10 protein-coding genes are annotated in these 12446 nt (G+C 64.5%); 7 read left to right on the top strand and 3 right to left on the bottom strand.

The genetic code is table 11. The annotated features are described in order from the left end of the window. Nucleotides 1–48 precede the first annotated feature (48 nt). Entirely contained in the window at nucleotides 49–459 is a 411-nt protein-coding gene (locus VME63_RS08000) for a hypothetical protein (RefSeq protein WP_325432046.1), read from the bottom strand. Between the two features lie 419 nt (nucleotides 460–878). Between VME63_RS08000 and VME63_RS07995 the strand changes: the two genes are divergently transcribed. Together VME63_RS07995 and VME63_RS07990 are read left to right on the top strand one after the other, a co-directional pair. Then, a complete protein-coding gene (locus tag VME63_RS07995; protein WP_325432044.1) occupies nucleotides 879–3104 on the top strand; it encodes an NADP-dependent isocitrate dehydrogenase in 2226 nt (741 codons plus the stop codon). A 193-nt stretch (nucleotides 3105–3297) separates the two neighbouring features. Next, the gene (locus tag VME63_RS07990; RefSeq protein ID WP_325432042.1) at nucleotides 3298–4341 is read left to right on the top strand and encodes a TraB/GumN family protein; all 1044 of its coding nucleotides are present in this window, start codon (nucleotides 3298–3300) and stop codon (nucleotides 4339–4341) included. Between the two features lie 257 nt (nucleotides 4342–4598). On the opposite strand, the gene VME63_RS07985 is transcribed toward VME63_RS07990, so the two are convergent. After that, the gene (locus VME63_RS07985; RefSeq protein WP_325432041.1) at nucleotides 4599–5549 is read right to left on the bottom strand and encodes an aldo/keto reductase; all 951 of its coding nucleotides are present in this window, start codon (nucleotides 5547–5549) and stop codon (nucleotides 4599–4601) included. 360 nt (nucleotides 5550–5909) lie between these two features. Between VME63_RS07985 and VME63_RS07980 the strand changes: the two genes are divergently transcribed. The 4 genes from VME63_RS07980 (at nucleotide 5910) to VME63_RS07965 (ending at nucleotide 9507) form a co-directional block, all read left to right on the top strand. Further along, the gene (locus VME63_RS07980) at nucleotides 5910–6827 is read left to right on the top strand and encodes a LysR substrate-binding domain-containing protein (protein ID WP_325432040.1); all 918 of its coding nucleotides are present in this window, start codon (nucleotides 5910–5912) and stop codon (nucleotides 6825–6827) included. Between the two features lie 413 nt (nucleotides 6828–7240). Next, nucleotides 7241–7903: an NYN domain-containing protein gene (locus VME63_RS07975; protein WP_325432039.1), complete on the top strand. Its 663-nt coding sequence runs from the start codon at nucleotides 7241–7243 to the stop codon at nucleotides 7901–7903. 134 nt (nucleotides 7904–8037) lie between these two features. Then, nucleotides 8038–8955 (top strand): methyltransferase, encoded by a 918-nt coding sequence (locus VME63_RS07970; protein WP_325432038.1) that lies wholly within the window; start codon nucleotides 8038–8040, stop codon nucleotides 8953–8955. Nucleotides 8956–8970: 15 nt separating this feature from the next. Next, complete coding sequence (locus VME63_RS07965; RefSeq protein WP_325432037.1) at nucleotides 8971–9507, top strand: pseudouridine synthase; 537 nt, start codon at nucleotides 8971–8973, stop codon at nucleotides 9505–9507. Between the two features lie 27 nt (nucleotides 9508–9534). Here VME63_RS07965 and VME63_RS07960 read toward each other — a convergent pair whose 3' ends face one another. Next, nucleotides 9535–10320 carry a TatD family hydrolase gene (locus VME63_RS07960; protein ID WP_325432036.1) on the bottom strand — a complete coding sequence of 262 codons (786 nt, stop codon included), beginning with the start codon at nucleotides 10318–10320 and terminating at the stop codon, nucleotides 9535–9537. A 265-nt stretch (nucleotides 10321–10585) separates the two neighbouring features. Between VME63_RS07960 and gspE the strand changes: the two genes are divergently transcribed. After that, nucleotides 10586–12319 (top strand): type II secretion system ATPase GspE, encoded by a 1734-nt coding sequence (gene gspE / locus VME63_RS07955; protein ID WP_325432035.1) that lies wholly within the window; start codon nucleotides 10586–10588, stop codon nucleotides 12317–12319. Nucleotides 12320–12446 lie beyond the last annotated feature (127 nt).

Genomic DNA, 12446 nt, shown 5'->3' with positions numbered 1-12446 from the left:
AATAGACGTCTATGCCGCCAAGTAAGCGGTGGCGTCCCGCAGTGTTCGCTAGGGAGCTTGACCGATCGCCGACTTCAATCGGGCCAGGTCCGCGGCCGATACGTGGCAACGCAGCGGTGCCAGGCGCTCTCCCTGGTAGAGATAGAAGGTCGCCGCGCCATCGGTGTGTTCGTATACCGAAAGCCGGTCGCTCATGCCGCTGGAGTCCTGCAGCTGGAATTGCAGGGCGGGGTGTTGGGGAATGTCGGCGCTCATGCCCGAGCAATGGGTGTGGGTCTTGATCCAGGCGGTGAGGGCGGTGAGCTGGTCTCCGCTCAGCGCGCGGCCGGACGCGTCGTCGCTGTCGGGCTGCACGGTGACCTGCGCCGAGGTGATCTGGTGCACCTCCAACTGCTGGGCGCAGCCGGCAAGCAGGAGCAGACCCATCGATAACGGCAGCAAGGCGATACGTGCAGGCATGGTGTGTCCTCAGATACGGTGCGGTCGGCATGGCCGGGCCATGCGCGGGGGCGGTTACGCGTCCCCGGCGTCCCGCGCGAGCCGTTGCGGCCATGATTCCGTACGCTTAAGTACGTTTTATGACAGCCGTCAAGGCCTTGGATTTGGCCGGGCCAGCCCAAGATTCAAGCGCCACGTCGTCCCATCGGTTCGGAACACGCCCCGTACCCGGATGCACCCCTGTCACGCAGCTCCCGGCGGCGCTTTCGCGCTCCGGGTGAAAACGCGACAATGGGAAGCTTATTCGGACTTTCATCGCGTTCCCTGCCGATGACCGACCAGGAAGGCGCACTTTAAGTGTGCGCCATGCGCCGCCGCGACCGGTCGCGGCAGCTGCGCTCCCCATGAAATGTCGTAGCAACCAAAGGCCCACGCAGACCATGTCCCAGACGCCCAAGATCATCTACACGCTGACGGATGAAGCCCCCTACCTCGCCACGCAGTCCCTGCTGCCGATCATCAAGGCCTACACCGCCACGGCGGGTATCGCGGTGGAAACGCGCGACATCTCCCTCGCCGGCCGCATCCTGGCGCAGTTCCCGGACATTCTCAAAGATAACCAGAAGGTCTCCGACGACCTCACTGAGCTGGGCGTACTGGCCACCACGCCCGATGCCAACATCATCAAGCTGCCCAACATCAGCGCCTCCATGCCGCAGCTGAAGGCCGCGATCAAGGAGCTGCAGTCCCAAGGCTATCCGCTGCCCGATTATCCGGAAGAGCCCAAGGACGTCAGCGACTGGAACATTCGCGCGCGCTACGACAAGGTGAAGGGCAGTGCGGTCAATCCGGTGCTGCGCGAAGGCAATTCCGACCGCCGCGCGCCGCTGTCGGTGAAAAACTACGCACGCAAGCACCCGCACAAGATGGGCGCGTGGAGCAAGGATTCCAAAACCCACGTCGCGCACATGGACGGCGGCGATTTCTACGGCAGCGAAAAGTCCACCGTGGTCGATGCGGCCACCGTCGCCAAGATCGAATGGTTCGGCAAGGACGGCAGCAACACCGTACTGAAAGAGAAAACCAACCTCACCGCCGGCGAAATCATCGACACGGCCGTGATGAGCAAGAAGGCGCTGGCCGGCTTCATCGACGCGCAGATCGAAGACGCCAGGAAGCAGGGCGTGCTGTTCTCGCTTCACCTCAAGGCCACCATGATGAAGGTCTCCGACCCCATCATGTTCGGCAACGTGGTGACCGAGTTCTACAAGGACGTGCTGGCCAAGCACGCCGACACGCTCAAGCGCATCGGCTTCAACCCCAACAACGGCATCGGCGATCTGTACGCGCGCATCGGTACGCTGCCCGAAGACCAGCAAAGCCAGATCAAGGCCGACGTGGAGGCCGAGTACGCCAAGCGCCCGGCGCTGGCGATGGTCAATTCCGACAAGGGCATCACCAACCTGCACGTACCCAGCGACGTGATCATCGATGCCTCCATGCCGGCGATGATTCGCGATTCGGGCAAGATGTGGGATGCCCAGGGCAAGCTGCAGGACACCAAGGCAGTGATCCCCGACCGCAGCTACGCCGGTGTCTACCGGGCGGTGATCGAGGACTGCAAGGCCCACGGCGCGTTCGATCCGGCCACCATGGGCAGCGTGCCCAACGTCGGTCTGATGGCGCAGGCCGCCGAAGAATACGGTTCGCACGACAAGACCTTCCAGATCGCCGGCGACGGCGTAGTGCGCGTCACCGACGCCAACGGCAAGGTATTGCTGGAACAAAATGTGGAAACCGGCGACATCTGGCGCATGTGCCAGACCAAGGACGCGCCGGTGCAGGACTGGGTAAAGCTGGCCGTATCGCGCGCGCGCCTCAGCAACACGCCCGCGGTGTTCTGGCTGGATAAAAACCGTGCGCACGATGCGCAGATCATCAAGAAGGTCGAGCGCTACCTGAAGGATCACGACCTCAGTGGCCTGGACATCCGCACGCTGTCGCCGGTCGATGCCACCGTGTTCTCGCTGGAGCGCATTCGCAAGGGCCAGGACACCATCTCGGTGACCGGCAACGTGCTGCGCGACTACCTCACCGACCTGTTCCCGATCATGGAGTTGGGCACCAGCGCCAAGATGCTCTCGATCGTGCCGCTGATGGCCGGTGGCGGCTTGTTCGAAACCGGTGCCGGCGGCTCGGCGCCCAAGCACGTGCAGCAGTTCCTGGAAGAAGGTTACCTGCGCTGGGATTCGCTGGGCGAATTCCTGGCGATGGCCGCCTCGCTGGAACATCTTGGCAACCGCTACGCCAACAAGGCGGCCAGTGTGCTGGCCAAGACGCTGGACCAGGCCAACGGCAAATTCCTCGACAGCAACAAGTCGCCCGCGCGCAAGGTCGGTGAGCTGGATAATCGCGGCAGCCACTTCTACCTGGCGATGTACTGGGCGCAGGCCCTCGCCGAGCAGAACGACGATGCCGCGCTGAAGTCGACGTTCGCGCCGCTGGCCAAGGCGCTGACCGAGAACGAAGGCAAGATCGTCGGCGAACTCAACGGTGCGCAGGGCAAGCCGGTCGACATCCGCGGTTATTACCATCCGGATCTTGCACTGGTAAGCAAGGCGATGCGTCCGAGCGAAACCTTCAACGCGGCGCTTGCTGCGTTGTAAGCGGATCGTCATCGGCACAAAAGGGAACCGGGCCGTGTGAACTGCAGCCGGAAGTTGGACGCCTGTCCAAGTTCTGTGGTGCAGTTCAACCGGCCCCGTTTTTTGTCACGGATGGCACACGACGACGATGCGGCAAGCCATTAAGGTGGCGATGCATAGGATGGGATTTCCCGCGCTTCCGGAGTTGTCACGCATGCGCATCGTCATGGTTATGGTCATGGGATGGCTCGCCGCATGGCCAGCGGCGCCCACCTGGGCACAGTCCGCGCCGGTTGCGCCCGGCAGCGCGCCCGCGCCCGCGCGCGAAAACGTGAAGCTGCTGCAGGCCGTCACGGTCACCGGCGAGCAGCCGGGGCCGGGCCTGTGGAAGGTCAGCAAGGGCAATCATGTCATGTGGGTGCTGGGCACCTTGACGCCACTGCCCAGGCATATGGAGTGGCGCTCGGCCGAAGTGGACCGCACCCTCGCGCAGTCGCAGGAAATGCTCGAAGCGCCGAGCGCGGACCTGAAAGTCGACGCCGGATTCTTCGGCAAGCTCGCACTGCTTCCGTCCGTCTATGGCGCGCGCAAGAATCCGGGCGGCGAGAGCCTCCGGCAGATCCTTCCCCCGGACATGTACACGCGCTGGGAAGCGCTGAAATTGCAGTACTTGGGCGACGACCACGGCATCGAATACTGGCGGCCGATCCTGGTGGCGTGGAAGCTCTATCAGAAGGCGCTGGACAAGGCCGGCCTCACCAATGCCAATGACGTCCTCGCCACGGTACGCAAGCTGGCGGATCGGCACGATGTGAAACGCACGCCGGTCAAATACCAGCTGGTGGTGGAGCACCCGCGCGAAGCGCTGGATACGATCAAGGAGACCAACTTGCACGACATCAGCTGCTTTAACCAGACGCTGAACATCGTCGGGCAAGACATGGGCCAGCTGACCGCACGCGCCAATGCCTGGTCCACCGGCGACATCGCCACCTTGCGCAGCCTGTCGGTAGGCGACCGCCATGAGTCATGCCTGATCGCCGTGATCAATGCCGACGTCGCGCAGCAGCTGGGCCTGCACGACTTGCCCCAGCGCATGGAGGCGATGTGGCAGCAGGCTGCCGTCGCCGCGATCGCCCGCAACACGCAAACCTTCGCCGTTCTGCCGATGCGCGAAGTGCTTTCGCCGGACGGCTACCTCGCCCACCTCAAGGCCATGGGCTACACCGTGCAGTCGCCGGAAGACCTCGATCCCTAGTCCCGCGCACCGCGCTTTGCGCATCGGCCTCGCTACATGAGGCTGGAAATGGGGTGTGGCCAGGTGCAGAGGGAATGAAGCGGCCCTGCTTGGCGCCGCTCACGATCAGCGCCGCGCCGCTGTCGATCATGCCGATTTGTCCGGGCGGCGAGCGTTCGCGCGGCGTGCTGGTTCTTTCCCATCAAGCCCAACGCGCAACGGCGCGCTCTAAGGCGCGCCGCGCGGCGTGTCCGGCCACACATCGACGAAGGGAAACGTTATGCCCAGGCGCTCGCGGCGTTCAGCGCATCGATCTCATCGGCGGCAAGCGTCAGCCGCGCGGCGCCGATCAACTCCTGCAGTTGTTCTACACCGGTGGCACTGGCGATGGGGGCGGTGATGCCTGGACGCGCCATCAGCCATGCGAGCGCGACCTGCGCGGTGGTTGCCTTGTGCGCGGCGGCGATTTCATCGAGGGCGGAAAGCACCTTCAAGCCTTGCGCGTTGAGGTATTTCTTCACCGCGCCGCCGCGCGCGCTGCTCTTGTACAGATCCGCCTCGCAGCGGTACTTGCCGCTAAGGAAGCCGCTGGCCAGCGCGTAGTAATTGATGACGCCCACGCCTTCCGCGCGGATCAGCGGCTCCAGTTGCTTTTCGTAACCGGCACGGCTGACCAGGTTGTATTCCGGCTGCAGGCTTTCATAGCGCGGCAGGTGGTGATCCTTCGATACCTTCAACGCTTCGGCGAAGCGGTCGGCGCCGTAGTTGGATGCGCCGATCACGCGCACCTTGCCCTCCTCGATCAGACGCGCGAACGCGCCCAGGGTTTCGCTGAGCGGCACCGTCGCATCGTCTTCATGCGCCTGGTACAGATCGATACGATCGGTTTGCAGGCGCCTGAGCGAACCCTCCACCGCCTCGCGGATGTTGATCGGCGAGAGCCCGCGATGTTCCACCCACTTGGCCACCTTGGTGGCGATCGCCACGTGCTCGCGCTTGCCGCTGCGCTTGAGCCATTTGCCGATGATGGTTTCCGATTCGCCGCCACGGTTGCCCGGCGCCCACGCCGAGTAGACGTCGGCGGTATCGATCAGGTTGAAGCCGGCGTCGACGAAGGCGTCCAGCAGTTCGAACGAGCGCTGCTCATCGACGCTCCAGCCGAATACGTTGCCGCCGAAGGCGAGCGGTGCAATGGACAGATCGGAGCGGCCCAGTTGGCGCAGTGGCATGGTCAATCCTCGGAACAGGCAGGGGTGGCGCCGTCGTGCGGCGGCACAAGGCTATTCCGAGGTGGGTGCCTGCGCGCGTGAATCAAGCACCGCAGGCACAGTCATGTTCGTCGCGGCGGCTCCCCAGGGGGAGTCGGGCGACGTCCACCTCGATCCGGACGGCCACGGCTCGATCGCAAGCGGATGTATCAGGTCGCCAGGACAGCGGAGCGGGCGCAAGGTGGCCGTGCAGGAACAGCAGGTCGATCCATGGCGAGCGCATGGCGGGTTCCGGTCTGGGTTGGGGTATGTTCAACGTACTGGCCTGTGCGCGCCCGGAAAAGCGATATATTCGCAAGCCAGGTTTGAGGGGCATTCAACATGAGCCGGGTTCCACTCAGTCTTTTGCAGCAATTCGTGCACATTGCCCGCCTGGGCAATCTGTCGCGCGCGGCCGACCAGGCCAATCTCACCGTCAGCGCGCTCAGCCATCAGATGCGCCAGTTGGAGGAGCGCCTTGAGCGGCGCCTGTTCGAACGCGGCCCGCGCGGCGTGACCCTGACCGTGGAAGGTTGCGAGCTGCTCGAAGCGGTGGGCGAACACTTTGACGGCATCGAACACGCGCTGTCGCGCTACCGCGAACGCCGCCACGATGCGTTGAGCCTGAGCGCGAGTCCCGGCATCACCTCCAGTTGGCTGATGCCGCGCCTGCCACGGCTGCTCGCGGCGCATCCGGAGCTGCAGCTGAATTTGCAATCCACGTCCGCGCTGGTGAATTTCGAACGCGAAGCAGTCGATGCGGCAGTGCGTTATGGCAAGGGCGAATGGGAAGGTTTACGCAGCGAGCGTTTGTTCGGCGAATGGATCGCACCGGTGGCGGCGGCCGAGCTGGTGGCGCGCATGGGCGATGCCGATCCGCTGGATCTGGCGCAGTGGCCGCTGATCGGCGATCCCAACCGTAACAACCGCTGGAACGACTGGTTTGCGCACTACGGCGGCGAGCCGCCGCGCCGCTACGTGGCCCACGTCGATACCGTCGATGCCTTGCGCCAGGCCGCGCTGGAAGGGCTGGGCGTGGCGCTGGGGCGCATGGTCACCTCCAAGTCGCTGATCGACGCGGGGCGCCTGGTGGTGTTGGGCGATCGCTACTTGCCGGTGCCCGAGGCGTATTACCTGGTCTACCCGCCGCGTTCGCAAGACCATCGCGGCATGGCCACGTTTCGCCAGTGGCTGCTGGAGGAAGCGCAGAGGTATGAGCGCCAGATGCCGGTGTGGCAACCGCAAGCGTCGCCGCTTTAGCCGTCCGGTCGCGGCCCGGCCTTGCGCGCGGGTAAAGGCCCTGGGCACTTGTTGTTGCCAGGGCACCTGGGCGCGTGGACCGGGTACGTAGACCCGCCATTTTCCGTCGCTGTCCAGCGGCGAGCTGCCGAACGCGTGCAGGCTGAATTGCACGGGTATGCGAATGTCCCCCTACGCGTCCGCCGCATGCGGGCCCGTGGCGGGCAGGTTGAACGTCCACTGCTTGATCGCGTTCAGCGCTTCAAGCACATGCTCCGTCCCGTTGTTGGTGTAGTCCTATGGTGTAAGTCGCAGACGGCAAAATCTGACGTAGAACGACGGCAACCCCTACGGTACCTTCACGTAGAATACGCCGGTCGACCACATGGGAGTCGACATAAAGAAACCCTCTGCGACACTCATAAGGATTTTCTATGCCCAGCACCGCCATCCTCGTCGACGGCGCTTTCTTTCTTGCCCGCTATCGCAAGGTATGGGGCGACCGCGATGCCAACGACGCACGGACCGTGGCCAAGACCGTTTTCGGCATGGCGCTCGAACACCTCAAGGTACTGGATCGTCCGCGCGAAGCGCTGTACCGCATCTTTTTCTACGATTGCCCGCCGCTGGAAAAGGTGCTGGTGAAGCCGATCAGCGGCGAAAGCATCGATTTCGCCCGCACCTCCGCCGCTTCGTTCCGGCGCGACCTGCACGATCAACTGCGCCGCCAGCGCAAGATGGCGCTGCGACTGGGGCGCCTGGCCGACCGCGGCGAATGGAAGCTGCGCCACCAGGCTTACCAGCAGTTGCGCGAGGAATCCTTGTACTGGGACGAGCTGGGCGACGAGCATTTCGAGCCGGACATGCGCCAGACCCAGGTGGACATGAAGATCGGTATCGATATTGCCGCGCTCGCCTACAAGCGGCAGGTGGACCAGATCATCCTGGTTGCCGGCGACGCCGATTTCATCCCCGCCGCGAAGCTTGCCCGCTATGAGGGCATCGACTTCATTCTCGACCCCATGTGGCAGGGCATCGCGCCGGACCTGCACGAGCACATCGATGGGCTGCAATCGGTCTGCCCGCGGCCGTTCTGACGCGCAGGCGGGCGGGGCGCACCCGCCCGCCGCACAAGTCGGTCGCCGGGCGAAGTAAATTAAATGTAAAATGTCCACACCGGCTGTACACGACTGGCGGCATCATGCCGCGGACACCGATGCAAGGAGTTGTCATGAAAGCCACGCTCGCCTTCAGCTTGGCCGCCGCGCTGCTGCTCGCTGGCACTGCCCATGCGCAACAAGCCGCGCAGGACCAGCCCGTGCAGGATCAGCCCAAGGGAGACCTGGTGCCGCCGACCAGCGCCAGCGATTTCACCGCCTCCCAGCTCGATACCGTGCTCGCCGGCTCCTGGCGTTCGGCCGCCAACAAGGCGCGTGACGTCTATCGCCATCCCAAGGCGACCTTGCAGTTTTTTGGCCTGCAGCCGGACCAGACGGTGATCGAGATCACTCCCGGCGCGGGCTGGTATGCCCAGGTGCTCGCCCCGCTGCTGCGCGATAACGGCCATTACATCGCCGCGGTGGCCGACAACAACGCCGAGGCCAAGCAGGATGTCGCCGCCCTGCGCAAGGAGTTCGCCGGCGATTCGGCCCAATTCGGCAAGGCCGCCATCGTCACCTTCAACCCGCAGTCGCCGGTGTTCGGCCCGGCCGGATCGGCCGACATGGTGCTCACCTTCCGCAACGTGCACAACTGGGCGATGGCCGGCACGGCGCCGGCCATGTTCAAGGCCTTTTACGCCGTGCTCAAGCCTGGCGGCGTGCTTGGCGTGGTCGATCATCGCGCCGCGACCGGGGCGACGCTGGATGCGGTCAAGGCATCGGGCTACCTGCCCACCGCCTACGTGATCAAGCTGGCCACCGACGCCGGCTTCAAGCTGGACGCGCAAAGCGAGATCAACGCCAATCCCAAGGACACCAAGGACTATCCCAAAGGCGTGTGGACCTTGCCGCCGACGCTGGCGCTGGGCGACCAGGACCGCGCGAAGTACCAAGCGATCGGCGAATCCGATCGCATGACGCTGCGCTTCGTCAAGCCGGCGGCCAGCGGCGCGCCGGCCGCGTCGTCCTCGAGCGCGGCCTCGCACTGAGCGGCCTGTCTTCGCATGCTGATCGCGCTGAACAAGCCGTTCGGTGTGCTGTGCCAGTTCACCACTAACGACGGACGTCCCACGCTGGCCGGCTATGTGCGCCAGAAGGACGTCTATCCGGCCGGACGGCTCGATCACGACAGCGAAGGGTTGTTGCTGCTTACCGACGATGGCGCGCTGGCGCATCGGTTGACCGATCCGCGCCACAAGCAACCCAAAACCTATCTGGTGCAGGTCGATGGTGCGTTGAGCGATGTAGCTTTGCAGGCATTGCGCCGCGGCGTGGTGCTGAACGACGGGCCGACGTTGCCGGCGCTGGTCGAGCCAGCCGATGAGCCAGCATGGCTTTGGCCGCGCGATCCGCCGGTGCGTTTTCGCAAGAGCATTCCCACCAGCTGGATCTCGATCACGCTGCGCGAAGGGCGCAATCGGCAGGTGCGGCGCATGACGGCGGCGGTGGGGTTTCCCACGCTGCGGTTGATACGCGTGCGGGTCGGCGGTTATGCACTGGATGGGTTGTTGCCGGGCCAGACGCGCGTTCTGGCCGCGTAGAGGCGTTCTGCGGAAAATCGGCCTAAGTCATAAGCCAAAAAAAGCCTTGGCCGTGGCCGTACTGTTGGCCGCGGTTACTTCCACCGCCTCGCCACGGTCGCGTGCGATCTCTTCGCAGATATGCCTCAGATACATCGGTTCGTTGCGCCGGTGGCTCGGCTGCGGTCTCACCGTACGCGGCAGCAGATAAGGTGCATCCGTTTCGATCATCAAGCGGTCGGCAGGAATCTCGCGCACGAATTGGCGCAAATGCGTGCCGCGCCGTTCGTCGCAGATCCAGCCGGTGATGCCGATGTGGCAATCGAGCGCAAGATAATCGTGCAGCGCCTCGCGCGTGTCGGTAAAGCAATGCACCACGGCGGCGGGCACCTTATCGCGATAGCGCTTAAGCAAGGCCAGAAAATCGTGATGCGCATCGCGCTGATGCAGGAACAGCGGCTTGCCCGCATCGGCCGCGATGCGCAGTTGCCGTTCGAACACCTGCAGTTGCACCTCGCGCGGCGAGTAGTTGCGGTTGTAGTCCAGGCCCGTTTCGCCGATGGCGCGCACCTCGGGCGCACGCGCAAGCTCGCGCAGGCGCGCGTCGGTGGCGTCGAGGTAGTCGATCGCATGGTGCGGATGTACGCCTGCCGTGGCATACAACAGGCCCGGATGGGCGCGGGCCAAGTCCAGCGCATGTTCGCTGCCGGCGTGTGACGCGCCCGTGACAACCATTTTGACGACGGCGTGCGCGCCGGCACGGTCGAGCACGGCATCGAAATCGTGCCGGAACGACTCATGGGTGAGATTGGCACCGATATCGACGAGCTGCATGCGAACCCTTTTAAAGTTTTCATTGTCTCATTGAGGGATGCCTCGATCCATGGGCTGCCGTACGCATGCATGTGGATCGAGCCAGCCAGGCCCTACCGCCCACTCACAGCATGAACGGCCGGTCACACTATGCGCAGGCAGCCACTCCGCAAGGCTCGCCAGCCGCTTCACGGTTGTGCTACCAATGGGATTGGCCTGTTCGACGAGTGGGGACGCCGGGCGGCGAAACGTTATAGATGAGACGTCAGTCACAAGCGGGGTGATTATGTCGGCAGTCGTAAAGCCGGCGTCCGTCGGGGCAATGAAGGCCACGGATGACCATGAAGCGGCGGTGTGCGCACTGCTGGTGGCGCGTGGGCGCCTGAAAGACAACGACCTTGCGCGCGCCAGGCGCCTGCACGAGGAGGCCCCCGAAGGCACCCTGACTGCCCTCCTGGCACGCCTGGGGCTGGTGTCCGAGCGCGACCTCGCCGAGGCCTGGGCCGAGCGACTGCATGCGCCGCTGCTGGCCGCGCGCGATGCGCCGGACATGCCGCCCGCCGATCTGGATATCTCCATCCGCTTCCTCAAGCAGCAGCATGTGGTGCCGGTGCGCGCGGGCGACGACGGGTTGAGCTTGATGGTGGCCGATCCGGCCGATCCCTATCCCCTGCATGCGGTGCGCCTGGCGTCGGGCAGGCCGGTGTCCTTATGCGTGGGCGTGCGGTCGGAAATCGACGACTTGATCGAGCGTTATTACGGCCAGGGCCGTTCGGCCATGGGCACGATCGTGGAAAACCTCGACGGCAGCGCGGCCGAAGAGGACGACGTGGAGCATCTGCGCGACCTCGCTTCCGAAGCGCCGGTGATTCGCCTGGTCAACCTGATTCTGCAACGCGCGGTCGAGCAGCGCGCCTCGGACGTGCACATCGAGCCGTTCGAGAATCGCCTGAAAGTGCGCTACCGCATCGACGGCGTGCTGCACGAGGTCGAAGCGCCGCCGTCAAGTTCCACCGCCGCGGTGATCAGCCGCGTGAAGATCATGGCCAAGCTCAACATCGCCGAGCGCCGCCTGCCGCAGGATGGGCGCATCCAGTTGCGCGTGCAGGGCAAGGAGCTGGACCTGCGCGTGTCCACCGTGCCGACCAGCTTCGGCGAGTCGGTGGTGATGCGTATCCTGGACCGCGAAACGGTGGTGTTCGATTTCGCCTCGCTGGGCTTCACCGAAAACTTCCGTCAACGTTTTGTGGAAGTGCTGCAACGCCCGCACGGCATCCTGCTGGTCACCGGTCCCACGGGCTCGGGCAAGACCACCACGCTGTACACCGCGCTATCGAAGATCAACACGCCGGGCGTGAAGATCATCACCGTCGAAGATCCCGTCGAATACCAGCTCGAAGGCATCAACCAGATCCAGGTGAAACCGCAGATCGGTCTGGATTTCGCCAACGCGCTGCGCTCGATCATGCGTCAGGATCCGGACGTGATCATGATCGGCGAAATGCGCGACCTGGAAACCTGCCGCATCGCGATCCAGTCCGCGCTCACCGGCCATCTGGTGTTGTCCACCCTGCACACCAACAGCGCGGCGGGCGGCGTCACGCGCATGCTCGACATGGGCGTGGAAGATTACCTGCTCGGTTCCACCGTCAACGGCATCCTCGCCCAGCGCCTGGTGCGCCGGCTCGATCCGGATACGGCCATTCCTTATGACGCGCCGCCGGAGGTCATCAAGGAATTCGAGCTGGACAAATACACCGACGAACGGCCGATCCGCCTGTGGAAGCCGGGCAGCAGCCAGGCCAATCCCACCGGTTATCGCGGCCGGCGCGCGATCATGGAATTTCTGGTGATGAGCGATCCGTTGCGGCGCCTGGTGATGCAGCGCGCCGACGCCGGCGAGATCGAGCGGCAGGCGCGCGCCGAAGGCATGCGCACCATGTACGAGGACGGCATCGCCAAAGCCGTGGCAGGCATCACCACCATCGAGGAGGTGTTGCGTGTCACGCAGGAGGGATAAACGCCTCGCGCCACAGCGGATAATCCTCTCCCCCGCGTGCAGCAGGGGAGGGTTGGGATGGGTTGAAGCCCATCAGCAGAAGCAAGAGCGTCACCCCCTCCCAACCTCCCCCTGCAAGCAGGGGGAG

It is taken from the genome of Dyella sp. (assembly GCF_035503745.1).
Taxonomy (GTDB): Bacteria; Pseudomonadota; Gammaproteobacteria; order Xanthomonadales; family Rhodanobacteraceae; genus Dyella_B.
This window is presented reverse-complemented; position numbering and strand designations above follow the sequence as displayed.